We start from the raw sequence: 23,416 nt of genomic DNA, 5'->3' as shown, positions 1-23,416 counted from the left end.
ACAGCCGAGGGGTTAACTGGAGGCCTCGGCGTCGGCTTCGGCGAAGGCTTCACGGGCGAGCCGGAAACTGTCCACGGCTGCCGGGACGCCGCAATAAATACCGACCTGAAGCAGAATTTCGCGTATTTGCTCACGACTCAGGCCGTTACGCAAGGCGCCGCGCACATGCAGCTTGAGTTCATGCGGGCGGTTGAGCGCCGAGATCATCGCCAGGTTGATCATGCTGCGCTCCTTGAGCGACAAACCCTCGCGCCCCCAGACATGGCCCCAGCAGTATTCGGTGACCATTTCCTGCAGCGGGCGGGTGAAGTCGTCGGCGTTGTCGATCGAGCGCTGCACGTAGGCTTCGCCGAGCACCTGAGTGCGGATCTTCAGGCCTTTTTCGTACTTTTCGTTACTCATCATTCCTCCCATCACCACAAATCCCTTGTAGGAGTGAGCCTGCTCGCGATAGCGGTGGATCAGTCGACATCAATGTTGAATGTCAGTCCGCTATCGCGAGCAGGCTCACTCCTACAGGGATTGTGTGAATCCATCAGGCCAGGGTTGGCAACGGGCCAAGTTTGCCCTTGTGATAAATCATCGGCGTCACCGGTTGCTCGGGCAGGATCAGGTTCTTCACCGCGCCGACAATGATCGCGTGATCACCACCGTCGTATTCACGCCACAACTCGCACTCGATGATCGCCGTGGCCTTGGCGAGGATCGGGTTACCGAGTTCGCTCAAATGCCACTGGATGTCTTTGGCCTTGTCCTTGCCTTTACCGGCGAAGGCGTAGGCCTCGGCGGTCTGGTCGGCGGACAGCAAATGGATCGCGAATTTCTTGCTGTCGCGCAGCACCGGGTAGGTGTCGGAGGCGTAGTTGGGACAGAACAGCACCAGCGCCGGATCAATCGACAGCGCGCTGAAGGCACTGGCGGTGATGCCGACGATGGCGCCGTCCGGGTCGAGGGTGGTGACCACCGTGACCCCGGATGGGAACGAGCTCATGACGTCTTTGTAAATGCCGGGTTCGATCATGTCGCAGGACTCCTAGCGCATCACAAACGGATCAGGCATCGGGGCCTGAGAGAGATTGATCCACACCGTTTTCAGTTCGGTGTAGGCCAGCACCGAATCGATGCCGCTTTCGCGTCCATAGCCACTGTTCTTGAAGCCGCCGATCGGCGCCATGGCCGAGACTGCGCGGTAGGTGTTGACCCAGATGATTCCTGAACGCACATCCCGCGCCAGACGATGGGCGCGACCGAGATCGCGGGTCCAGATGCCGGCGGCGAGGCCGAACTGCGAGTCGTTGGCGATGGCCAGCGCCTCGGCTTCATCTTTGAAGCGAATCACCGATGCCACCGGACCGAAGACTTCTTCCTGCATGATCTTCATCGAGTTGCGGTCGCACTCGAACAGCGTCGGCTCGTAGAACCAGCCGTCACCGAGATCCGTCGGACGCTTGCCGCCAGTGCGCAACCGCGCGCCTTCAGCAATGGCGTCAGCTACCAGACCTTCGACCACCGCCAATTGCTGCGCGGTGGCCATCGGGCCCATTTCGCTGTGGTCTTCCTGCGGGTTGCCGATGCGGATGCGCTGGGCGCGTTCGACCAGGCGATTGACGAACTCGTCGTAGATTTCGTCCTGCACCAGCAGCCGCGAGCCGGACACGCAGCTTTGACCCGAAGCGGCGTAGATCCCGGCGATGGCGCCGTTGATCGCGCTGTCCAGATCGGCGTCGGCGAAGATGATGTTCGGCGATTTGCCGCCGAGTTCCAGCGACAGCTTGGCGAAGTTCTCGGCGCTGCTGCGGACCACATGCCGGGCCGTGGCCGCGCCGCCGGTGAAGGCGATCTTGCGGATCAGCGGATGGCGGGTGAGGGCGGCACCGGTGCTCGGACCGTAACCGGTGACGACGTTGACCACGCCCGGCGGAATCCCGGCTTCGAGGGCCAGGCGTGCCAGCTCAAGGATGGTCGCCGAAGCATGTTCGGACGGCTTGATCACAATCGTGTTGCCGGCGGCGAGCGCCGGCGCCAGTTTGATCGCGGTCAGGTACAGCGGGCTGTTCCACGGAATGATCGCGGCGACCACACCCATCGCTTCGTGCACCGTGTAGGCGAACAGATCGGGCTTGTCCAGCGGCAGGGTGCCGCCTTCGAGCTTGTCGGCCAGACCTGCGGTGTAGTGGAAGAACTCCGGCAGATAGCCGACCTGACCCCGGGTTTCGCGGATCAGCTTGCCGTTGTCGCGGCTTTCCAGCTGCGCCAGTTGTTCCTTGTTTTCTGCGATCAGGTCACCGAGACGGCGCAGCAGTTTGCCGCGCGCGGTAGCGGTGAGGCCGCGCCAGGCCGGACTGTCGAAGGCTTTCTGTGCCGCTTGCACGGCGCGTTCGACGTCGGCTTCATCGGCGTCAGGCAGTTCGGCCCAGGCCTGGGCGCTGGCCGGGTTGAGGCTTTCGAAGGTCTTGCCGGAGAGGGCGTCGACCCATTCTCCGCCGATGCACATCTGGAAGCGTGCGAGTGTCATGCAACGATCCCCTTTATATGGTTTTGTCGGGAGTGTGCGTAGTCGAGGAATTCCAGCAGCGTCTGATTGACCAGCCGCGGCGACTCTACCGGCATCATATGCCGTTGCTCGGGCAGCACCGCAACCTTCGCGCCGGGGATGCGCCGGGCCAGTTGCTCGGCCATTTCCGGGGTCGAACCGGGGTCGAGTTCGCCAGTGGCGATCAGCGTCGGCGCCTGAATGCTGCCCAGGTCGTCGGCGCGGTACATGTCCTGGGTGGCGAACAATTCGTAGGTGGTCAGGTAACCCTGCGGGTCGTTGCCGGCCAGGGTCTGACGAATGGCCGCGATCTGCGCCGGGTTGGCCGCCTGATATTCACGGCTGAACCAGCGCGACAGCGCCGCTTCGGCGTTGGCATCCGGCCCGTGTTCGGCGGCTTGTGCAGTGCGGGCGATAACCCCGGCGCGCTGTTCTTCGCTGCGGTTGAACACGCTGTTCAGCACCACCAGGCTTTGCAGGCGCTCCGGGTAGTGCAGGGCAAACGCCCGCGCCACCAGGCCGCCCATGGAGAAACCGATCACCGCAGCCTGAGGCAGATTCAGGTGATCGAGCAGCTCCAGCAACTGATCGGCATAACCGAGCAGGCCGGTGCCGCTGGCCGGGCGCGGGCTGGCGCCGTGGCCGAGCATGTCGTAGGCGATCACCTGGTATTGGGCAGACAGGCCAACGATCTGGCCGCCCCACATTTCTTTGTTCAGGCCCACGCCGTGGATCAAGACCACGGGCTGGCCTTGGCCGGTCGCCAGGTAACTGGTGCCAGCCGGGGTGAGTTCAGCGGTGAGCCGAATCATGGAGCGCTCCTGCAGTGCCTTTTTGTGATTACTGGGCTTTTTCGGCGGCCAGTTCTTCCAGATCGATGTAGCGGTTGCCGATGCGCGGGTGCAGGCGACCACCGTCGGCGCAACCGAGCACCACGACGATTTCGTCGGCACGCGGCGCGTCTTCGATCTGCATTTCCAGAGTGATGTAGTGCGAACGCAGGCCTTCGTCATCCTTGTGCATCATCGGGATCTGAATCGAAGTGCCCGGGCCGCCGCGCTTGTTGGTGAAGCTCAGGTAGCTTTTGGCCTTGACCGCCTCGCGGTAGTGGTTGCCGAAGCGCAGGGTGTGGATCACCGCCGAGGCGTGCTCGATTTCGCCGTCGGCGCCGACCACTGCCGCTTTGCCGTACGCCTCGATCTTCTCGGCGCCGCCGATGATGCCCACCAGACGCTCGACCATCATTGCGCCGAGGTCGGAGCAGTTGGCGCGAATTTGCGGTTTCAGATCCTCGACGAAGCCGTTGCCGACCCACGGGTTCTTCATCACCACGGCCAGCCCGACCATGGTCACTGGCTTGTCAGTGACCTTGCCGCCTTCGATGAAGGTTTCTTCGACATAGCTGACGATCTTGCGAATTTCGAAACTCATGAGCTGCTCCGTAGGGGGATTGAGAGTGTCTGTGCGTCTGATGGTATACCATAATACCGATCGTGCAAGTCCCCTACGCAAGATTTGCCGGATCCATCCGGCGAATGGCGCTGTACTCACTGCCAGCCCCAATCTCACAAACACCATTACACCTTGTGGGAGGGGGCTTGCTCCCGAATGCGGTGGATCAGTCGACATCTTTGGTACCTGACACATCGCCTTCGGGAGCAAGCCCCCTCCCACAGTGGAAATCACCGCTGACAGGAGGTCATCCGGTTAACAAAAGATAACGTGGCGCCGATTGTCAGACGTTTCCAAAGCCCGATAGGATGAGCCAGCTTCCCAAGGCGCTCTGGACTGCGGGTTTCACGGCTATGCTTGTGACCCATCAGTCACCACGAGCACCCTTGCGGCGCCCTAAGGCCGAACGGCCTAACAATAATAAATAGGGGAAGGTCTATGAGTCGTTGCCGCCCGCCGGCGTTACGCAACACCGCGTTGCTGGCCACAGCACTCACTTTGCTGGGCTTTGCCACGTTATCGGCACCTGTGATGGCCGCCGAGGCGCCAGCCGACGTGGTCTATGCCACCGAATCCGCCAAAGCCGCGAAAAGCCTGATGCTCGATGTCGTCCACGCCGGCAACCGCCTGGTGTCGGTCGGGGATCGCGGACACATTCTCTATTCCGACGACCAGGGCAAGACCTGGACCCAGGCCAAAGTGCCGTCCCGGCAACTGCTGACGGCGGTGTACTTCGTCGATGACCAGCACGGCTGGGCGGTCGGCCACGACGCACAAATTCTCGCCAGCGCAGACGGCGGTCTGACCTGGACCAAGCAATTCGAAGACCTCAAGCGTGAATCGCCGCTGCTCGACGTCTGGTTCAAGGACGTCAACAGCGGCCTTGCCGTGGGCGCGTACGGCGCGTTGCTGGAAACCACCGATGGCGGCAAAAACTGGGAAGACGTCAGCGACCGCCTCGACAACGAAGACCAGTTCCACCTCAACGCCATCGCGGCGGTGAAGGACGCCGGACTGTTCATCGTCGGCGAGTCGGGCAGCATGTTCCGCTCCGCCGACTGGGGCCAGACCTGGGAAAAACTCGAAGGCCCGTACGAAGGCTCGCTGTTCGGCGTGATCGGTACGGCGCAACCGCAGACACTGCTGGCCTACGGCTTGCGCGGCAACCTCTACCGTTCCACCGATTTCGGCAGCACCTGGGAGCAGGTTGAGCTGAAAGCCGCACGCGGCGCGCTGGAATTCGGCCTGTCCGGCGCCACGCTGCTCGCCGACGGCTCGATCGTGATCGTCGGCAACGGCGGTTCGGTGATCAGCAGCAGCGACAACGGCGAAACCTTCAGCGTCTTCAACCGCCCGGATCGCATTTCGCTGTCCTCGGTGACGGCAGCCGGCGACGGCAATCTGATTCTGACCGGGCAGGGTGGCGTGCACACCACGCAGCCAAACGGCGCCGAAATCAATAATAAGAAGGCGGGGCTATGACTTCCTTGATCACTCCTCAGCAGGACAAGGCGACGTTCCTCGAACGTCTGATCTTCAACAACCGCCCGGCAGTGATCCTGATCTGTCTGGTGGTCAGCGTCTTTCTGTTCTGGCAGGCCACGCTGATCCGGCCGTCCACCAGTTTCGAAAAAATGATCCCGCTCAAGCATCCGTTCATCGAGAAGATGATGGAGCACCGCAACGATCTGGCGAACCTGGGCAACACCGTGCGGATTTCGGTGGAAGCCAAGGACGGCGACATTTTTTCCAGGGAGTACATGGAGACCCTGCGGCAGATCAACGACGAGGTGTTCTACATCTCCGGCGTCGACCGCTCCGGCCTCAAGTCGCTGTGGAGCCCGAGCGTACGCTGGACCGAAGTGACCGAAGAGGGTTTCGCCGGCGGGGAAGTGATCCCGCAGAGCTACAACGGCTCGCAGGACAGCCTCGATCTGCTGCGCAACAACGTGCTCAAATCCGGGCAGGTCGGACGCCTGGTGGCCAACGACTTCAAGTCGAGCATCGTCGACATTCCGTTGCTGGAGTCCTACCCGGATCCGCAGGATCAGGGCAAGTTGCTGGCACTGGACTACCGCCAGTTCTCCCATGAGCTGGAAGACAAGATCCGCAACAAGTTCGAAGCGCAGAACCCCAACGTCAAGATCCACATCGTCGGTTTCGCCAAGAAGGTTGGTGACCTGATCGACGGGCTGGTGATGGTGGTGATGTTCTTCGGCATCGCTTTCGTCATCACCCTGATCCTGCTGTTGTGGTTCACCAACTGCCTGCGCAGCACCATTGCGGTGTTGAGCACCACGCTGGTGGCGGTGGTCTGGCAACTGGGGCTGATGCACTTCTTCGGCTTCGGGCTGGATCCGTATTCGATGCTGGTGCCGTTCCTGATCTTCGCCATCGGCATTTCCCACGGCGTGCAGAAGATCAACGGTATCGCCCTGCAATCGAGTGAGGCGGACAACGCCCTGACCGCTGCGCGGCGCACCTTCCGCCAACTGTTTCTGCCGGGGATGATCGCGATTCTTGCCGACGCCGTGGGCTTCATCACCCTGCTGATCATCGACATCGGGGTGATCCGCGAACTGGCGATCGGCGCGTCCATCGGCGTGGCGGTGATCGTGTTCACCAACCTGATCCTGTTGCCGGTGGCGATTTCCTATGTCGGCATCAGCAAGCGTGCGATTGCCAAGAGCAAGAAAGACGCGAATCGCGAACACCCGTTCTGGCGCCTGTTGTCGAACTTCGCCAGCCCGAAAGTCGCACGCATCTCGGTGCTGCTGGCGCTGATCGCCTTCGGCGGCGGCCTCTGGTACAGCCAGAACCTGAAAATCGGCGACCTCGATCAGGGGGCGCCGGAGCTGCGTCCGGACTCGCGCTACAACAAGGACAACAACTTCATCATCAGCAATTACTCGACCAGCTCCGATGTGCTGGTGGTGATGGTCAAGACCAAAGCCGAAGGCTGCTCGCGCTACGAAGCCATGGCGCCGATCGACGAGCTGATGTGGAAGATGCAGAACACCGAGGGTGTGCAGTCGGCGATCTCGCTGGTGACCGTGTCCAAGCAGATGATCAAGGGCATGAACGAGGGCAACCTGAAATGGGAAACCCTGTCGCGCAACCCGGACGTGCTGAACAACTCGATCGCCCGCGCCGACGGCCTGTACAACAACAGCTGTTCGCTGGCCCCGGTGCTGATCTTCCTCAATGACCACAAGGCCGAAACCCTTGACCGCGCGGTGCACGCGGTGCAGGAATTCGCCACGGCCAACAACAAGGACGGTCTGGAATTCATCCTCGCCGCCGGTAACGCCGGGATCGAGGCGGCCACCAACGAAGTCATCAAACAGGCAGAGCTGACCATCCTGATCCTGGTGTACATCTGCGTCGCGGTGATGTGCATGATCACCTTCCGCTCGTGGGCGGCGACCCTGTGCATCGTCTTGCCGCTGGTGCTGACCTCGGTGCTGGGCAACGCGCTGATGGCGTTCATGGGCATCGGCGTCAAAGTCGCGACCCTGCCGGTGGTGGCGCTGGGCGTGGGAATCGGCGTGGACTACGGGATCTACATCTACAGCCGTCTGGAAAGTTTCCTGCGCGCCGGGCTGCCGTTGCAGGAAGCCTATTACCAGACCCTGAAATCCACCGGTAAAGCGGTGCTGTTCACCGGTCTGTGCCTGGCGATTGGGGTGTGCACCTGGATCTTCTCGGCTATCAAGTTCCAGGCCGACATGGGCCTGATGCTGACCTTCATGCTGCTATGGAACATGTTCGGTGCGCTGTGGCTGTTGCCAGCGCTGGCGAAGTTCCTGATCAAACCGGAGAAACTGGCGGGGCAGAAGGGCAACTCGCTGTTTGCTCACTGATCCGGATGCCTGAAACGACAAAGCCGCAACCTCAGGGTTGCGGCTTTTTCATGCGTTGAACTTCACGCCGACCCCCTGTGGGAGCGGGCTTGCTCGCGAATGCGGTGTGTCAGATAAGTCTGTGCCGACTGACACACGCATTCGCGAGCAAGCCCGCTCCCACAGGGGAATTGTGGTGTGTCAGGAGAGCTCGGTGCCGAGCACGACGCTAAGCGCACTGCGCGCATCATCCAGCTGCACTAGCGTCGCGTGGCGGGCGCCAAGGGCATCACGGTTCTCGATCGCCGTAAGAATCGCCTTGTGCCTCGGCAGCGCCAGTTCATGCAGATTCGGGCGCTGGTTGGAATGCTTCAACGCCTCGGCAATCGCCACCGAAAGCATGTTGCACAGGTTCGCCAGCAGATCGTTATGGGTCGCGTCAGCGATGCGGCTGTGGAAGTCCAGATCCGGTTGCAGCAAGGCTTCCGGCGTCGGCGCTGCTTCCATGCGTTGATAGGCTTCGCCGATGGCCGCGATGTCAGCCTCGGTCGCGTGCTGGGCGGCGAGGGCGGCGGCGGCCGGTTCGATGATGCTGCGCACGCTGGTCAGCACATTGAAGAATTCATTCTGCGGGCTGCTTTGCATCAGCCAGTGCAGCACGTCCGGATCGAGCATGTGCCACTCGCGGCGCGCCTTGACCACCGTGCCGACGCGCGGTTTGGAATACACCAGCCCCTTGGCCACCAGCACTCGCGTGGCTTCGCGCAACACCGGGCGGCTGACCGCGTATTCCTCGCACAACAGCGCTTCGGCGGGCAGTTTGTCGTCGGGCAAAAAGCGTCCGGAGACGATCTGCATGCCCAGTTCCTGGACAATGCGCGAGTGCATGCTTTTGCGGTCGGAAGGTTTGCGGTAATCCATGGGGAGCGGCGCGATCCTGAGCGATGGAGATGCCGCGCATCATAGCAGGCACGGCACTGTATTGAGGCAGACACAGTAGCCAAATGTGGGAGCGGGCTTGCTCGCGAAAGCGCAGTGTCAGCCAAAAATATGGCACTGACACTCCCTCTTCGCGAGCAAGCCCGCTCCCACAGTGGGAATGCATTCCAAGGTAGGAGCTGCCGCAGGCTGCGATCTTTTTGGGTCAGTGAGAATGACGCGGGACTTCCGCCCCTCGGCAACCCACCAGAAAGTCAAAGTCACAGCCCTGATCCGCCTGCAGCACATGGTCGATGTACAGCTGACGATAGCCACCCACCAACAATTGCTGCGGTGGCTGCAGATCCGCCATGCGCGCTGCCAGTTCGGCATCCGGAATGTCCAGATGCAAACGCCCGCTGGCGCAATCCAGCTCGATCCAGTCGCCTTCCTGCACCACCGCCAACGGCCCGCCGGCCGCCGCTTCCGGGGCGACGTGCAAAACCACCGTGCCGTACGCGGTGCCGCTCATCCGTGCGTCGGAGATGCGCACCATATCGGTCACGCCTTGAGCCAGCAGCTTGGCTGGGAGGCCCATGTTGCCCACCTCGGCCATGCCCGGATAACCTTTCGGCCCGCAGTTCTTCATCACCAGAATCGAATCTTTATCGACATCCAGTTCCGGATCATTGATCCGCGCCTTGTACATGTCGAAGTTCTCGAACACCACCGCACGACCGCGATGTTGCATCAGCTCAGGTGTGGCGGCGGACGGCTTGAGCACCGCACCCAGCGGCGCCAGATTACCGCGCAGCACGCAGATACCGCCGTCAGCGCGGATCGGATTGTCGAGGGTGCGGATCACTTCGTCCTCGCCATAGATCGGCGCGTCCTTGGTGTTCTCGCCCAGCGATTTACCGTTGACGGTCAGCGCATTCGGATTGGGGATCAGATTGGCCTCACCGAGACGGCGCAGCACCGCCGGCAAACCACCGGCGTAGTAAAACTCTTCCATCAGAAAGCGCCCGGACGGTTGCAGGTCGACGATGGTCGGCATGCCGCGTCCGATACGGGTCCAGTCGTCCAGATCCAGCTCGACGCCGATGCGCCCGGCGATGGCTTTCAGGTGAATGACCGCGTTGGTCGAACCGCCAATAGCCGCGTTGACCCGAATGGCGTTTTCAAAGGCTTCCTTGGTCAGAATCTTCGACAGACGAAGGTCCTCGCGAACCATCTCCACCGCGCGCATGCCGGACATGTGCGCCAACACGTAACGTCGCGCATCCACGGCCGGGATCGCCGCGTTGTGCGGCAGGGACGTGCCCAGTGCTTCAGCCATGCAGGCCATGGTCGACGCGGTGCCCATGGTGTTGCAGGTACCCGCCGAGCGCGACATGCCGCCCTCGGCTGCAAGGAAATCGTCGATGGTGATGGTGCCGGCCTTGACCTGCTCGCTGAGCTGCCAGACCACCGTGCCCGAGCCGATGTCCTTGCCCTTGTGCTTGCCGTTGAGCATCGGCCCGCCGGTGACGACGATCGCCGGCACGTCGCAACTGGCCGCGCCCATCAGTAGCGCCGGGGTGGTCTTGTCGCAGCCGGTCAGCAGCACCACGCCGTCAATCGGGTTGCCGCGAATCGCCTCTTCGACGTCCATGCTCGCCAGGTTGCGGGTGAGCATGGCGGTCGGGCGCAGGTTCGACTCGCCGTTGGAGAACACCGGGAATTCCACCGGAAAGCCACCGGCCTCGATCACCCCGCGTTTGACGTGCTCGGCTATTTGCCGGAAATGCGCGTTGCACGGGGTCAGTTCCGACCAGGTGTTGCAGATGCCGATGATCGGCTTGCCGTGGAACTGGTGGTCGGCGATGCCCTGATTCTTCATCCAGCTGCGGTACATGAAGCCGTTCTTGTCGGCAGTGCCAAACCATTGGGCCGAGCGCAGGGTGGGTTTCTTCTCAGACATGATCGATTCTCTTATTGTAAGACTATTGTTTGCGAGTCACGGCTAAACATAAGCGCAAAATCGACGGTTTGGAAGTGTTGTTGGGTAATTAGTATTACTATATAGTCGTTTTCGACGGAGGGATTGGCCCTGGCGGTGTTCCGCGAGAGGCGTCCCCCGAGGTTCTATAAAAACAACAATCGGAGACCGACCCCATGAGCCAGGAACTGCGGCTGATCCGCCGCATCACGCTGAAACTGATTCCCTTCCTGATCCTGCTGTACCTGATTGCCTATGTGGATCGCTCCGCCGTCGGCTTCGCCAAGCTGCACATGGGCGCCGACGTTGGCATCGGTGATGCGGCCTACGGTCTCGGTGCCGGGCTGTTTTTCATTGGCTACTTTCTTCTCGAAATCCTCAGCAACCTGATGCTCGAGCGCTTCGGTGCGCGGCGCTGGTTCGCGCGGATCATGATCACCTGGGGCGCGATCACCATCGGCATGGCGTTCGTCCAGGGGCCGCACAGTTTCTACGTCATGCGCTTTCTGCTCGGCGCGGCGGAGGCGGGGTTCTTCCCCGGCGTTCTGTACTACATCACCCAATGGTTCCCGGTACGCCATCGCGGCAAGATCCTCGGCCTGTTCATCCTCTCCCAACCGATCGCGATGATGATCACCGGCCCGGTGTCCGGCGGCTTGCTCGGTATGGACGGCATCCTCGGTCTGCACGGCTGGCAGTGGCTGTTCATCGTCATCGGCACGCCGGCGATCCTCCTCACCTGGCCGGTACTGCGCTGGCTGCCGGACGGCCCGCAGCAAGTGCAATGGATGGATCAGGCCGAGAAAGACTGGCTGACCGGCGAGCTGAAAAAGGATTTGCAGGAATACGGCCAGACCCGTCACGGCAATCCGCTGCATGCACTCAAGGACAAACGCGTGTTGCTGCTGGCGCTGTTCTATCTGCCGGTGACCCTGAGCATTTATGGCCTCGGCCTGTGGCTGCCGACATTGATCAAACAGTTCGGCGGCAGCGATCTGGTGACCGGTTTCGTCTCGTCGGTACCGTACATCTTCGGCATCGTCGGCCTGCTGATCGTGCCGCGCAGTTCCGACCGCATGAATGATCGCTACGGCCACCTGGCGGTGCTCTATGTATTGGGTGCGCTGGGCTTGTTCTTCAGCGCGTGGCTGACCCTGCCGGTGGCGCAACTGGCGGCGCTGTGCCTGGTGGCGTTTGCGCTGTTTTCCTGCACGGCGGTGTTCTGGACCTTGCCGGGACGATTCTTCGCTGGGGCGAGCGCGGCGGCGGGGATCGCCTTGATCAACTCGGTGGGCAACCTCGGCGGCTACATCGGGCCGTTCGTGATCGGCGCGCTGAAGGAATACACCGGGAACCTGGCTTCGGGGCTGTATTTCCTCAGTGGGGTGATGGTGTTTGGTTTGATTCTTACAGCAATCGTTTACCGGGTGCTTGAGCGTAAACATGTGCTGCCGGTCGAGCAGTTCGCCGCCAGTGCACGCGGTGCTACCCGAACCTGAATCTGCAGAACAACATGGAACCCATGTGGGAGCGGGCTTGCTCGCGAATGCGGTGGGTCAGCCACCATCATCGTTGAATGACACACCGCTTTCGCGAGCAAGCCCGCTCCCACAATGGATCGGCGCCGAATTCAAGACTGGTTTACAGGAGAGGACATATGCATCTGGTTCAATTCGAATTGATTAACGGCGAGCGCCGCGTCGGCGTGGTCGACAACGGGCTGATCCGCGAAGTGCAGGACGCCCGCAGCGTACGCGATCTCGCGCTGGCCGCGATTGAGGCCGGCAGCACCCTGGAGCAGCAAGTACAAACCCATGGCCTGGGCATCAGTCATGACTATGCGCAATTGCTCAAAGACCTGCGCATCCTGCCACCGCTGGACCATCCCGATCCCGCGCACTTGCTGGTCAGCGGCACCGGCCTCACGCACCTGGGCAGCGCCTCGGCGCGGGACAAGATGCACCAGCAGGCCGGCGACGAAGCGCAAATGACCGACACCATGCGCATCTTCAAATGGGGCGTGGAGGGCGGTAAACCAGCGGCGGGGCACGCGGGCGTGCAGCCGGAGTGGTTCTACAAGGGCGACGGCAGCATCGTCGTGCGTCCGGGCGAAGCCTTCCCGTTGCCGCCGTTCGCCGAAGACGCCGGCGAGGAGCCGGAGATGGCCGGGCTCTACGTCATCGGCCATGACGGCAAACCGTATCGCCTCGGTTTCGCGGTGGGCAACGAGTTCTCCGACCACGTCATGGAGCGCAAGAACTACCTGTACCTCGCCCACTCGAAACTGCGCAGTTGCAGTTACGGCCCGGAACTTCGCACCGGTGAATTGCCTCAACATCTGGCCGGCAGCAGTCGCATCCTGCGTGACGGCGAAGTGCTGTGGCAAAACGAATTCCTCAGCGGCGAGGCCAACATGTGCCACAGCCTCGCCAACCTTGAATACCACCACTTCAAATATCGCCAGTTCCTGCGTCCGGGCGACGTGCACATTCACTTCTTCGGCACCGCGACCCTGTCGTTCGCCGATGGCATTCGCACCCAACCGGGCGACCAGTTTGAAATCAGCCAGGCCGAATTCGGCGCACCGCTGGTCAACGGTATCGCCCCGGCAGCAGCGGCTTTTCAACCGGACAGCATCGGCACCCTTTAAGGAGCTCCCATGACTCAGATTCTCGGCCACAACTACATCGGCGGACAGCGCAGCGCAGCGGGCAACGTCAAACTGCAAAGCGTCGACGCGACCACCGGCGAACAGCTGCCGTACGCTTTCATTCAAGCGACTGAAGCCGAAGTCGATGCCGCCGCCAAAGCCGCCGCAGCAGCGTACCCGGCCTATCGCAGCCTCAGCGCCGAGCGCCGCGCACAGTTTCTCGACGCGATTGCCGATGAACTGGATGCGTTGGGTGATGCTTTCGTCGCGTTGGTCTGCCGCGAAACCGCGCTGCCTGCGGGGCGGATTCAGGGCGAGCGCGGGCGCACCAGCGGTCAGATGCGCCTGTTCGCCAAAGTCCTGCGGCGCGGTGATTTCTACGGTGCGCGGATCGACCTGCCGTTGCCGGATCGCCAGCCGTTGCCACGCCCTGATCTGCGCCAGTACCGCATCGGCCTCGGCCCGGTGGCCGTGTTCGGTGCGAGCAACTTTCCGTTGGCGTTTTCTACGGCCGGTGGCGATACCGCAGCCGCGCTGGCCGCCGGTTGCCCGGTGGTGTTCAAGGCACACTCGGGTCATATGGCTACCGCTGAACTTGTCGCCGATGCACTGATTCGCGCCGCCGAAAAAACCGCGATGCCGGCCGGTGTGTTCAACATGATCTACGGCGGTGGCGTCGGCGAGTGGCTGGTCAAGCATCCGGCGATTCAGGCGGTCGGCTTCACCGGTTCGCTGAAGGGCGGTCGGGCACTGTGCGACATGGCAGCGGCGCGGCCGCAACCGATCCCGGTGTTTGCCGAGATGTCGAGCATCAACCCGGTGATCGTTCTGCCGCAAGCCTTGGCTGAGCGCTCGGAAACCATTGCCCGCGACCTGACCGCTTCGGTGGTGCAGGGCTGCGGCCAATTCTGCACCAATCCGGGATTGGTCATTGGTATTCGTTCGCCGCAGTTCAGTGCCTTCGTCCAGCAAGTCGCCGGGCTGATTGGCGACCAACCGGCGCAAACCATGCTCAACGCCGGCACCCTCGGCAGTTACGGCACAGGTCTGCAAAAGTTGCTGGCGCATTCCGGCATCGAGCATCTGGCGGGTAATCCACAGCAGGGTAACCAGGCGCAGCCACAACTGTTCAAGGCCGATGTCAGCCTATTGATCAACGGTGATGAAGTGCTGCAGGAAGAAGTGTTCGGCCCGACCACGGTGATCGTCGAGGTAGCGGACAAGGCCGAGCTGAGCGCGGCGTTGCAGGGTCTGCACGGGCAACTGACAGCGACGATGATCGGCGAACAGGCCGACTTCGAAGGCTTCCCGGAACTGACGCCGCTGCTCGAACAGAAAGTCGGGCGGATCCTGCTCAACGGTTACCCGACCGGGGTTGAGGTGTGTGATTCGATGGTGCATGGCGGACCGTATCCGGCGACGTCGGATGCGCGCGGCACCTCGGTGGGGACGCTGGCGATCGACCGGTTCCTGCGCCCGGTGTGCTTCCAGAACTACCCCGACAGCTTGCTGCCGGAACCGCTGAAGAATGGCAATCCGTTGCGCATTCAGCGCCTGGTCGACGGCAAGCCGTCACGCGACGCGTTGTAAATCGCGCCGCACACCCCCTGTGGGAGCGGGCTTGCTCGCGAAGGCATTCTTTCAGTCAGTGATTTATTGCCTGACACACCGCTTTCGCGAGCAAGCCCGCTCCCACAGGGATCTCCAGCGACAATGAGCTATCATTGGCCCTTTCCCCCCTAGAAAGACTGTTTGCCATGACTGCCCAAACCCTTCTCAACGCCCTCGAACACTGCGGCATGGTCGAGATCGACGGCCTGCACGCCTTCGAATTCGCCCTCGACGAAGACGACAACCTGCACATCGAATGCATCGACGGCCGAGAGGCCAAGCATTGGGAATTCGCGCCGGCTCAGGTTGAAGCCGCAACGTTTGATGAAGACCTGCAGAGCTGGCTCATCATTGGCTACGCCAGCGATACCAAAACCACCGGCGAGCACCGTCTGGTCTGCCTCGGTGATGTAGTCAGCAGCAGCGACGACGAGGATGACAATCAATGAACATGCGTAAATTCTGGCCGCTGCTGATGGCCGGCAGCGTCGGTGCGATGGGCCTGTCCAGTGCCAGTGCCGAGACCTATCAATTGCTGGTCGGCTCCTACACCGCGGGCACCAGCCAAGGCATCTATCGAATGAGTTTCGACAGCGCCACCGGCCAGATTGCCGCCCAGCCGCTGCAAGTGGTGAAGAGCGAAAACCCGTCGTGGCTGACCCTGTCCAAAGACCAGAAGCAGCTGTTCGTGGTCAACGAAAACGGCCCCGGCCAGAAAGATCCGGTCGGCCGCGTCAGCAGCTACTCGATCGATCCGAAGACCCACGCTCTGACCCTGATCAATCAAGTGCAGAGCCTGGGCAACGAGCCGACCCATTCGAGCCTCAGCGGCGATGCCAGCCATCTGTTCGTCAGCAACTATTCGGTGGTCGAAGATCCGGGTGGCACCCTCGCGGTGTTGCCGGTCGGCGCCGATGGCAAACTCAAACCGGTGGTGCAGATGAGTGCGCACCCGGCGAGCCGGGTCAACCCCGAGCGTCAGGCCTCGAACCACGTGCACTCGACGGTGTCCTCGCCGGATGGCCGCTACGTGTTCTCCAACGACCTCGGTGCGGACAAGGTCTTCATCTACCAGTTCGACCCGAAAGCCAATCCAGACCTGCCGTTGACCCCGGCAAAAACCGCTTCGGTGAGCCTGCCGGCCGGCAGTGGCCCGCGTCATTTGCTGTTCAGTGCTGACGGCAAGCATGCCTGGCTGACCATGGAAATGAGCGCACAGGTCGCGGTGTTCGACTACCACGACGGCGTGCTGACGCAGACGCAAATGGTCGATCTGGCTGCCGGTCAGCCGACCTCGGACAAAGCCGCTGCCGCGCTGCATGCGTCAGCCGATGGCAAGTTCCTCTACGTCAGCAACCGCGGCACTGCCAATCAGTTGCTGGTGTTCAGCATCGATCCAGCAACCGGCCAGCTCAAGGAACTGCAAAGGCGTTCGGTGGAAGGTGATCACCCGCGTGAGTTCAGCCTCGATCCGAGTGGCAAGTTCCTGCTGATCGCCAACCAGAAGAGCAACGAAATTGTCGTCGTCGAGCGCGATGCCAAGACCGGTCTGCTCGGCAAAACCGTGCAAAAACTGCCGATGGACGCCCCGAGCGACCTGAAGTTTCTAGTGCGACAATAAGCCACAGGCCCCGGTTTGCGGGGCCTGTCTCGTTGTATTAATCGCGCTGATATCCGGTAATGCTACAAAGCATTTCAAGCGATCAACCCTCGAGCGTTAAGTTTGCTTCACGGCCCAACCGGGCAGAGCAAGCCAACCGAACACGAGGGTTACCGCCATGAACTTCAATCTTTTCTCTGTCATCGCCGCTTCCGCCATCTCCGCCACCGTTGCATTGCCAGCCAGTGCCAACGCCGAAATCGCCGGCAAAAAATCCCACACCCAGAGCTACACCCAGAAATACCTGCAACAGAGCGCCAACTTCTACGCCGCACTGGATCACAAAGCCCAACACTGAACGTCTGATTTGGCACCACTCCCTGTAGGAGCTGCCGAAGGCTGCGATCTTTTGATCTTCAACGTCAAAAGATCGCAGCCTTCGGCAGCTCCTACACGTGTGCGTGTGTTTTTCGCAGCCTGATAGGTTTCTTGAACCGCGCAAATAGACCGGCTAAATAATCAACCAAGCTGATGTTTACTATGGCAAACCCTGAGTGGTTACCGCGGCTTTTTTGATTGATCCTGACGGCACTGAAACATGCCCACGGAGCACATCATGGCCAGTTCAATCATTACCTCAGCCAAGCGCGGCGCCTACCTGGCCATCGGTCTTTACCTGGCACTGGTGCTGTTCGTCAGCATCGCCGCGCAAACCCAACACAGCTTCGACGCACCGATCGAGGTCGCACACCCCGGCATCCAGTTCGAACACCGCGCAGACGTGCTGGTTGATCGTGCTGAACTCGCAGGAGTGGGCGGCGCATGAAAGGCTACAGACTCTGGGTCATTGCCAGCCTGGCACTGATGACCAATGGCGCGGCATTACTCGGCTTCGGTCAGGGTTCGGTGGGTGCGCTGGCGCGGGCCATAGAGGCCAATCACAGCATTGCGCACAACATCGAAAGGGCCAATTCACTGGGGTTGATGGCCGGCAATCCGCCGATCAAGGCTGCGGTCGACTTTCTTGGGCCGTTTGAAGTGGATTGCATGGCACTCGGCATGTGCAACGCTCTTGCTTAGACTGATCGAACCATTGTGGCGAGGGGATTCATCCCCGATGGGTCGCGAAGCGGCCCCAGACCCGGCAAACCGGATTATTCTCATACACCGAGGTGTCTGATTTCAGGGCAGCTTCGCCGCCCATCGGGGATGAATCCCCTCGCCACAGGTGTTCGGCAAGCAAGAAGAGAAAGTTATTTCTTCATGATTGAGGTGAACAGCTCGGAGTCGAGGAAACGCTCCAACCAGACCTGCAAGCGAACGTAAGGCGTGTGCGCAAACCACTCGCGATCCACATGCGCAAACTGCCGAACGAACGGCAGCAACGCCACGTCCGCCAGACTCAAGTGATCGCTCAGCAAGTAATCGCGATCCGTCAGCAACTCATCCAGCCTCTGCAGAAACAACGCGCCCTCAGCCCGATAAACTTCCATCGGCTGCTCGGGATAACGCTCGGCGTATTTATAGCGGTTCAAATGCACCTTGAACCCCTGATCGTTAGCCTCGATCAACTCGGCAATCCGTGAATCACCGCCGAGCAGCCAGTCATCCGGATCATGCTGTGCCAACGCCCAGCGCATGATCTCCAGGCTCTCATCGATCACCTGCCCATTGGCATCCAGCACCGGCACCGTGCCCTTGGGCGAGATCGCCAGCATCGCGGCCGGTTTGGCCTTGAGGCTGACTTCGACGATCTCCACCGGCACCTCGGAATAGCGCAGGGCCATCCGCGCGCGCATTGCGTACGGGCAGCGGCGGAACGAGTACAGCGTGTTCATTTCACCTCCAGGGTACTCAAGCCGTTGCCCTGGCGTTGCACCTGAATCTGCACCGGAATCCGTTCGTGCATTTCCTGCACGTGGGAAATCACCCCGACCTTGCGCCCCTGCGCCTGCAAACCGTCGAGGGCGTCCATCGCCAGTTGCAGCGATTCCGGGTCGAGGCTGCCGAAGCCTTCGTCGATGAACAGCGATTCGATTTTCAGCGTGCTGGAGGCCATCGATGCCAGCCCCAGTGCAAGGGCCAGCGACACCAGGAAAGTCTCGCCGCCGGACAGCGAATGCACCGAGCGCAATTCGTCGCCCATCTCGGTATCCATCACCAGCAGGCCGAGCATGCTGCCGCCGCGTTTCAGGCGATAGCGTTTAACCAGTTGGCGCAACTGCACGTTGGCGTGATGCACCAGCAGGTCGAGGTTGTAGGCCTGGGCGATCTTGCGGAACGTGTCGCCGGTGGCCGAGCCGATCAACGCATTCAGGCGCGCCCAGCGCTGGTATTCGGCATAGGCGTCGGCGATCTGCTGCGCCAGCGCTTGGTTGGCGTTTTGCCGACGCTGATCTTCAGCTTGTTCGGCGCGCAGTTCGGCGCACTGTTGCTCGCTGAGGTTGAATTGCTGTTGCAGCTCGGCGAGGGCGCTGACGAGTTGCTCGGCATCGAGATTGCCGTTGTGTTGCGCCTTATGATCGGCCAAACGCTGATCCCGTTCCTGCAGCAGCACCTTGGCCTGTTCGATGGCTTTTTCGTTGTGCTGCAAGCGCTGGCGCAGTTCGCTGAGCTGCGTGTCATCGACGCGCAGCAGGTCTTCGAGACCGCCGTCATCCAGTTCAGGATGGCGTGCGCGCCAGTCGGCAATCTTCTGCGTCAGTTCGCTGTCTTCGCTTTGCAGCGCCTGCAAGCGTTCTTGCTGAGCCTTGAGTTCGGCGCCAATTTGCACAAGTTGCGTACGCACGCTCTGCAGTTCCGCAGCGGTACTGGTTTCGGCGTTGCGCGCCTGATCCACAGCCTGTTCCAGTTGCTGCTGCCAGTGCTCGGCGCTGCTGTGTTCGCCCAGCAGTTGCGCGAGTTTCGCCTGGCAGGCCTGCTGCTGCTCAGCCAGCGCGCTGAAGTGCTGCTCGGCGCTTTGCAACTGCTGTACGCGGCTGAGCTGGCGATCCTGTTCCTTGTCCAGCGTCTGCTGGCGTTGTTGCTGTTCGACCAACTCTTCCTTCTGCTGATCAACCTGCGCCAGGCGCTCGGCAATCTGCCGATCCAGCTGCATGAAGGTTGCCGCCGGCTCGATGCGCAAGGCTTCGAGGGTGTCGGCCGGCAGCAGGCTGGCGAACGCGCTGAGCTCTTCGTCGAGACGCTGACGGTCGCTGCTCAGTTCGCGTTGTTGGTTGCTCAAGTGTTGCGCCGCTTGCTGATGCGCGGTTTCGGCATTGCGCAGTTGCTGGGTCAGGCGCGCCGCGTCCTGTTGCAGGGTGAGCAGGGCGCTCTGGCGTTGCTCGTCCTGAGTGATGCTCTGGTTCAGTTGATCGTTCTGCCGGGTCAGCCAGGCGTCGCGCTTGTCGGCGTCCTGATTCAGCAACTGAGGCGCCAGCGGATGCGCCTGCAGACTCGGCGCCAGTGCCTGAAGCTGGGCGGTCAATTGCTCCTGCTGTTGCAACAGCTCTTTCTGCCGGGCGATCACGCCACCGACGTCGGCGCGCAGCTCGGTGAGTTTTTCCTTGAGCTGATCCACCGCTTGCTGCGCGCTGGCCTGCTCGGATTCATCGTGACGGCCGAGGCTTTGCAGCAGCGCTTCCGGCTGATGATACGGATGCTCGTTGCTGCCACAGACCGGGCACGGCTGATCGTCCTGCAACTGCGCGCGCAGCTCTTCGACACTGGCACTGCGCGCCAGACGCTGGCGTTCGAGCAGTTCTCGGGTGACGTTAAGGGTTTGTTCGGCGACGGTGAGTTCGGCCTTGGTTTTCACTCCGTCCTGGGTCAGGCGCTCGCGTTCCTGCTGTGCATCGAGCAGACGCTGTTGCAGCTCGGCGCCGCGTTTTTCCAGCTCCTGCTGACTGGCCCAGAGCCGTGTCAGGTCTTCGATGGCGCGCAGCTGTTTGCGGTTGTCTTGCAACAGAGTGCCGAGGATGCCGATCTGCTCGGCGACGGCGTCCGGCTCGGCGCCGGCCTCTTTGAACAGCACTTCCAGTTGCTGTTTTTGCGTAGCCAACGCGTCGGCGCTGTGCGCGGCGTTCTGTTCGAGGGTCGCCAGTTCGGCCTGGCCCTGGTTCAGGCGATTGCCGATCAGCATCAGCTGTTGCAGGCGATCGCGATAGGCATTCCAAGCGTCGCTGAGCGGCGCCAGATCCGCACTCTGCTCCAGCTCGGCGGCGATTTTCTGCAGGCGTTCAGCGACTTCGGCCTGTTTCGCTTGCAAGGCCTGAATCGCGCTCTGGCCTTCGGTGCAGGCTTGCTCGGCGGACTGGCGGGCCTCGGCGCTGAGTGCGGTGTCCTTGGCGAGACGGGCGAGGGTGCTTTGCTCCTCGAATGCCTGACGCAGCAGCGGGGCGCTTTCGCTGTGCCGCTGCTGCGCTTCGCTGAGGGCGACTTTCGCCGACTCGAGTGCCTGTTCCAGTTGTGTCTGGCGTTCGCCGAGTTCGCCGTGTTCGCGAGTGTGCGCGGCAATTTGCGCCGCCAGCGGTGTCAGCTGCACATCGAGTTCGGTCTTGCGCGCGAACTGGTGACGTTGCGGGGCGAGTTGTTCCAGGCGCGTCAGTTTCAGGCGTTCACCAGCCAGGCCTTCCCACTGTTGCTGCGCACTCTGCAATTGTTCGGCGGCGGCTTGCTGCGCGTCCTGCAACTGGCGCAAATCCCTGAGCCAGCTGTGCTGTTGTTCCAGTTGCTTGAGCTGCGCTTGCTGCAACTTCAATTGCTGCTGGGCAGCGTTGAAGCGTTCGTCCAGCTCGGCGCGGGCTTCGGGGGCCAGTGGAGTGACGCCAGTGGCCTGATCCTGCAGCAGCTTGTGCGCTTCGCGGGCCTCTTTGGTCTTGTCGAACGCGCGGCGGCCGAGGCGGGTGTAGAGCGCGGTGTCGGTGAGTTTTTCCAGCAGTTCGCTGCGGTCGTTGTCGTCGGCCTTGAGGAACGCGCTGAATTCGCTCTGGGCCAGCAGCACGGCGCGGGTGAATTGTTCGAAATTCAGGCCCAGCGCGGCTTCGAGTTGGGTCTTGTATTCGCCTTTCTGGCTGGCGAGCAGTTGATCCTGATCGATGTCGCGCAGGCTCTGCCGGCTGGCCTGCAATTTGCCGCCAGCCTTCTCGCGGGCACGGTTGGCTTCCCAACGCGCGCGATAACGGCGGCCATCGACGCCGACAAAATCCACTTCCGCGTAACCTTCACCGGTCCCACGGCGCAGCAAGGTGCGCGGGTCGCCGGTGGCGATTTCGCCGTCCGCATCCGGAACCTTGGCGTCACGGCCAGTGTTGTTCAGCCGCGGCACGGCGCCGAACAGCGCCAGGCACAGGGCATCGAGCAGGGTACTTTTACCGGCGCCGGTCGGCCCGGTGATCGCGAACAGGCCAGCACTGGCCAGTGGTTCGGCGGTGAAGTCGATTTCGAACGGCCCGGCCAGCGAGGCGAGGTTCTTCAAGCGAATGGCGAGAATCTTCATGGCTGCTCGCCCTCCAGTTGTACGTCCTGCAGCAGTTCGGCGAAGTCCTTGAGCGTCTGCTCATCGACCTCGTTGCCATAGTTGTCGAGCCAGGCGCGACTGAACAGTTCTTGCGGAGTGAGTTGATCCAGTTCGACCAGCGCGCTGCCGTCGTCGCTACCCTCGGCGCCACGGTTGCCGGCGTACTCGGCGGCGATCCGCACCAGACGCACGGCTTTGCCTTGCAGAGCGTTTTCCACCTGATGGCGCAGATCCGGCTGCGGCTCATCGAGGGTTACGCGCACTTCCAGCCATGGCTGGCGCTGGGTTTCGGCGAGCAGATCGATGTTCGGCAGGTCGGCCAGTTGCAGCAGGATCTCCGCCAGCGGCGCCGGGCCGATGCGTTGCAGGTTGACCGAGCGCGGGATCAGTTTCGGTTCGACGCTGACCAGGGTTTCGCCGTCGAGGGTGACGTCGAGAATCTGGTGCTGATAGCCGATCTCCGAGAACGACAGCGGAATCGGCGAGCCGCTGTAGCGAATGCGTTCTTCACCGTTGACCTTCTGCGGCTTGTGCAAATGGCCGAGGGCGACGTAGCTGATGCTCGGCCCGAACAGGCTGGCGGGCAGCGCTTCGGCGTTACCGATGATCAGGCTGCGCTCGGAGTCTTCCGAGACCGAGCCGCCAGCCATGTGCGCGTGACTGATGGCGACCAGCGCCTGACCCGGCTGGCGCTTGGCATTCGCCGCTTCGATCAGCCACTCATGCACCTGACCGATACCGCGCAGATAGTTGTCGCCCAGATGCGCACCGGTCACTTCGGCTGGACGCAGGAACGGCAGCGCCAGGCACCACGCAGCGATCTCGCCTTGGGCATTCGGCAGCGGCAGCAACAGCCGTTCGGCGTCGAGCTGGCCGTCATCCAGCCACAACACCCGCCCCAGCGCATGGGTGCGCAAGCGGCGCATCAACGGCGCCGGCAGTTCGATACGCGAGCCGGAATCGTGGTTGCCGGCAATCATCACGATGGTTAGCAACGGCTGCTGCTCGTGGGCGCTGACGATGAAGTCGTAGAGGCGTTCCTGGGCTTTGACCGGCGGATTGACCGTGTCAAAGATGTCACCGGCAATCAGCAGCACATCCGGCTGCGCCAGTTGCAGTTGGCGCAGCAGCCATTCGAGAAAGCACGCATGCTCGAAATCGCGCTCCTGGCCGTGCAGGTTTTGCCCAAGGTGCCAGTCGGAGGTGTGAAACAGACGCAAGGTGGACTCCGCTACATAAACAGGTGATGGCCGCGTGTATGAGAAGGCGGCAAAAAGAGGGAGAGTTTACAGATTATTGCGTCAGGAGGGCTGGTCGTGGCTCCGGACGACG

The 23,416-nt window shown here is 61.8% G+C and carries 20 protein-coding genes; 10 read left to right on the top strand and 10 right to left on the bottom strand.

Going from position 1 to position 23,416, the window contains the following annotated elements:
* Positions 1-12 precede the first annotated feature (12 nt).
* The 5 genes from ACS4NR_RS09640 to ACS4NR_RS09620 all read right to left on the bottom strand — a co-directional run bounded on the left by ACS4NR_RS09640 (position 13) and on the right by ACS4NR_RS09620 (position 3,964).
* A complete protein-coding gene (locus tag ACS4NR_RS09640; protein WP_027613073.1) occupies positions 13-402 on the bottom strand; it encodes a carboxymuconolactone decarboxylase family protein in 390 nt (129 codons plus the stop codon).
* Positions 403-535: 133 nt separating this feature from the next.
* Positions 536-1,021 (bottom strand): flavin reductase family protein, encoded by a 486-nt coding sequence (locus ACS4NR_RS09635; RefSeq protein WP_166497336.1) that lies wholly within the window; start codon positions 1,019-1,021, stop codon positions 536-538.
* A gap of 12 nt (positions 1,022-1,033) precedes the next feature.
* Positions 1,034-2,515 carry an aldehyde dehydrogenase gene (locus tag ACS4NR_RS09630; RefSeq protein WP_456019866.1) on the bottom strand — a complete coding sequence of 494 codons (1,482 nt, stop codon included), beginning with the start codon at positions 2,513-2,515 and terminating at the stop codon, positions 1,034-1,036.
* Positions 2,512-3,345 (bottom strand): alpha/beta fold hydrolase, encoded by an 834-nt coding sequence (locus ACS4NR_RS09625; protein WP_103369834.1) that lies wholly within the window; start codon positions 3,343-3,345, stop codon positions 2,512-2,514. The genes ACS4NR_RS09630 and ACS4NR_RS09625 overlap by 4 nt, the downstream gene beginning before the upstream one ends.
* Positions 3,346-3,373: 28 nt before the next feature.
* Positions 3,374-3,964, bottom strand: coding sequence for an amino acid synthesis family protein (locus tag ACS4NR_RS09620; RefSeq protein ID WP_095136389.1), 591 nt, complete (start codon positions 3,962-3,964; stop codon positions 3,374-3,376).
* Positions 3,965-4,423: 459 nt separating this feature from the next.
* Here ACS4NR_RS09620 and ACS4NR_RS09615 point away from each other — a divergent pair, with 459 nt between their 5' ends.
* The gene (locus ACS4NR_RS09615; RefSeq protein WP_253151344.1) at positions 4,424-5,467 is read left to right on the top strand and encodes a WD40/YVTN/BNR-like repeat-containing protein; all 1,044 of its coding nucleotides are present in this window, start codon (positions 4,424-4,426) and stop codon (positions 5,465-5,467) included.
* Positions 5,464-7,848, top strand: a complete 2,385-nt coding sequence (locus ACS4NR_RS09610; RefSeq protein ID WP_115984926.1) for an efflux RND transporter permease subunit — start codon at positions 5,464-5,466, stop codon at positions 7,846-7,848. Before ACS4NR_RS09615 ends, ACS4NR_RS09610 begins: the two co-directional genes overlap by 4 nt.
* A gap of 180 nt (positions 7,849-8,028) precedes the next feature.
* Here ACS4NR_RS09610 and ACS4NR_RS09605 read toward each other — a convergent pair whose 3' ends face one another.
* Positions 8,029-8,748 (bottom strand): FadR/GntR family transcriptional regulator, encoded by a 720-nt coding sequence (locus tag ACS4NR_RS09605; protein ID WP_007917986.1) that lies wholly within the window; start codon positions 8,746-8,748, stop codon positions 8,029-8,031.
* A gap of 223 nt (positions 8,749-8,971) precedes the next feature.
* The gene (locus ACS4NR_RS09600; RefSeq protein WP_027613081.1) at positions 8,972-10,708 is read right to left on the bottom strand and encodes an IlvD/Edd family dehydratase; all 1,737 of its coding nucleotides are present in this window, start codon (positions 10,706-10,708) and stop codon (positions 8,972-8,974) included.
* A 194-nt stretch (positions 10,709-10,902) separates the two neighbouring features.
* On the opposite strand from ACS4NR_RS09600, the gene ACS4NR_RS09595 reads away from it, so the two are divergent.
* The 8 genes from ACS4NR_RS09595 (at position 10,903) to ACS4NR_RS09560 (ending at position 17,667) form a co-directional block, all read left to right on the top strand.
* A complete protein-coding gene (locus ACS4NR_RS09595; protein WP_456019865.1) occupies positions 10,903-12,225 on the top strand; it encodes an MFS transporter in 1,323 nt (440 codons plus the stop codon).
* 158 nt (positions 12,226-12,383) lie between these two features.
* Positions 12,384-13,376, top strand: coding sequence for an AraD1 family protein (gene araD1, locus ACS4NR_RS09590; RefSeq protein WP_204896340.1), 993 nt, complete (start codon positions 12,384-12,386; stop codon positions 13,374-13,376).
* A 9-nt stretch (positions 13,377-13,385) separates the two neighbouring features.
* On the top strand, positions 13,386-14,966 hold the full coding sequence (locus ACS4NR_RS09585) for an aldehyde dehydrogenase (NADP(+)) (protein WP_456019864.1): 1,581 nt from the start codon (positions 13,386-13,388) through the stop codon (positions 14,964-14,966).
* Between the two features lie 167 nt (positions 14,967-15,133).
* Positions 15,134-15,436 (top strand): DUF5629 family protein, encoded by a 303-nt coding sequence (locus tag ACS4NR_RS09580; RefSeq protein WP_456019863.1) that lies wholly within the window; start codon positions 15,134-15,136, stop codon positions 15,434-15,436.
* A complete protein-coding gene (locus ACS4NR_RS09575; RefSeq protein ID WP_456019862.1) occupies positions 15,433-16,608 on the top strand; it encodes a lactonase family protein in 1,176 nt (391 codons plus the stop codon). The genes ACS4NR_RS09580 and ACS4NR_RS09575 overlap by 4 nt, the downstream gene beginning before the upstream one ends.
* Positions 16,609-16,765: 157 nt before the next feature.
* Positions 16,766-16,945 (top strand): hypothetical protein, encoded by a 180-nt coding sequence (locus ACS4NR_RS09570; protein ID WP_095136380.1) that lies wholly within the window; start codon positions 16,766-16,768, stop codon positions 16,943-16,945.
* A 258-nt stretch (positions 16,946-17,203) separates the two neighbouring features.
* Complete coding sequence (locus ACS4NR_RS09565) at positions 17,204-17,413, top strand: hypothetical protein (RefSeq protein ID WP_095136379.1); 210 nt, start codon at positions 17,204-17,206, stop codon at positions 17,411-17,413.
* Entirely contained in the window at positions 17,410-17,667 is a 258-nt protein-coding gene (locus ACS4NR_RS09560; protein ID WP_456019860.1) for a hypothetical protein, read from the top strand. Before ACS4NR_RS09565 ends, ACS4NR_RS09560 begins: the two co-directional genes overlap by 4 nt.
* Before the next feature lie 173 nt (positions 17,668-17,840).
* On the opposite strand, the gene ACS4NR_RS09555 is transcribed toward ACS4NR_RS09560, so the two are convergent.
* Genes ACS4NR_RS09555 through ACS4NR_RS09545 form a run of 3 tightly spaced genes read right to left on the bottom strand, consistent with a single transcriptional unit; the run spans position 17,841 to position 23,304 of the window.
* The gene (locus ACS4NR_RS09555) at positions 17,841-18,425 is read right to left on the bottom strand and encodes a glutathione S-transferase (protein WP_456019859.1); all 585 of its coding nucleotides are present in this window, start codon (positions 18,423-18,425) and stop codon (positions 17,841-17,843) included.
* The gene (locus ACS4NR_RS09550; RefSeq protein WP_456019857.1) at positions 18,422-22,063 is read right to left on the bottom strand and encodes an AAA family ATPase; all 3,642 of its coding nucleotides are present in this window, start codon (positions 22,061-22,063) and stop codon (positions 18,422-18,424) included. Before ACS4NR_RS09550 ends, ACS4NR_RS09555 begins: the two co-directional genes overlap by 4 nt.
* On the bottom strand, positions 22,060-23,304 hold the full coding sequence (locus tag ACS4NR_RS09545) for an exonuclease SbcCD subunit D C-terminal domain-containing protein (RefSeq protein ID WP_456019856.1): 1,245 nt from the start codon (positions 23,302-23,304) through the stop codon (positions 22,060-22,062). Before ACS4NR_RS09545 ends, ACS4NR_RS09550 begins: the two co-directional genes overlap by 4 nt.
* Positions 23,305-23,416: the final 112 nt, after the last annotated feature.

The sequence above is a fragment of the Pseudomonas sp. JQ36 genome, from assembly GCF_053851495.1.
Note: the sequence above shows the minus strand (reverse complement) of the source record. Positions and strands in the feature narration are given on the sequence as shown.

Bases quoted from the DNA above. Each gene is read 5' to 3' on its own strand.
- ACS4NR_RS09620 (WP_095136389.1), bottom strand. From the start codon at position 3,964: ATGAGTTTCGAAATTCGCAAGATCGTCAGCTATGTCGAAGAAACCTTC.
- ACS4NR_RS09630 (WP_456019866.1), bottom strand. From the start codon at position 2,515: ATGACACTCGCACGCTTCCAGATGTGCATCGGCGGAGAATGGGTCGAC.
- ACS4NR_RS09550 (WP_456019857.1), bottom strand. From the start codon at position 22,063: ATGAAGATTCTCGCCATTCGCTTGAAGAACCTCGCCTCGCTGGCCGGG.
- ACS4NR_RS09605 (WP_007917986.1), bottom strand. From the start codon at position 8,748: ATGGATTACCGCAAACCTTCCGACCGCAAAAGCATGCACTCGCGCATT.
- ACS4NR_RS09565 (WP_095136379.1), top strand. From the start codon at position 17,204: ATGGCCAGTTCAATCATTACCTCAGCCAAGCGCGGCGCCTACCTGGCC.
- araD1 (WP_204896340.1), top strand. From the start codon at position 12,384: ATGCATCTGGTTCAATTCGAATTGATTAACGGCGAGCGCCGCGTCGGC.
- ACS4NR_RS09625 (WP_103369834.1), bottom strand. From the start codon at position 3,345: ATGATTCGGCTCACCGCTGAACTCACCCCGGCTGGCACCAGTTACCTG.
- ACS4NR_RS09600 (WP_027613081.1), bottom strand. From the start codon at position 10,708: ATGTCTGAGAAGAAACCCACCCTGCGCTCGGCCCAATGGTTTGGCACT.
- ACS4NR_RS09555 (WP_456019859.1), bottom strand. From the start codon at position 18,425: ATGAACACGCTGTACTCGTTCCGCCGCTGCCCGTACGCAATGCGCGCG.
- ACS4NR_RS09575 (WP_456019862.1), top strand. From the start codon at position 15,433: ATGAACATGCGTAAATTCTGGCCGCTGCTGATGGCCGGCAGCGTCGGT.
- ACS4NR_RS09635 (WP_166497336.1), bottom strand. From the start codon at position 1,021: ATGATCGAACCCGGCATTTACAAAGACGTCATGAGCTCGTTCCCATCC.
- ACS4NR_RS09615 (WP_253151344.1), top strand. From the start codon at position 4,424: ATGAGTCGTTGCCGCCCGCCGGCGTTACGCAACACCGCGTTGCTGGCC.
- ACS4NR_RS09560 (WP_456019860.1), top strand. From the start codon at position 17,410: ATGAAAGGCTACAGACTCTGGGTCATTGCCAGCCTGGCACTGATGACC.
- ACS4NR_RS09580 (WP_456019863.1), top strand. From the start codon at position 15,134: ATGACTGCCCAAACCCTTCTCAACGCCCTCGAACACTGCGGCATGGTC.
- ACS4NR_RS09570 (WP_095136380.1), top strand. From the start codon at position 16,766: ATGAACTTCAATCTTTTCTCTGTCATCGCCGCTTCCGCCATCTCCGCC.
- ACS4NR_RS09585 (WP_456019864.1), top strand. From the start codon at position 13,386: ATGACTCAGATTCTCGGCCACAACTACATCGGCGGACAGCGCAGCGCA.
- ACS4NR_RS09640 (WP_027613073.1), bottom strand. From the start codon at position 402: ATGAGTAACGAAAAGTACGAAAAAGGCCTGAAGATCCGCACTCAGGTG.
- ACS4NR_RS09595 (WP_456019865.1), top strand. From the start codon at position 10,903: ATGAGCCAGGAACTGCGGCTGATCCGCCGCATCACGCTGAAACTGATT.
- ACS4NR_RS09610 (WP_115984926.1), top strand. From the start codon at position 5,464: ATGACTTCCTTGATCACTCCTCAGCAGGACAAGGCGACGTTCCTCGAA.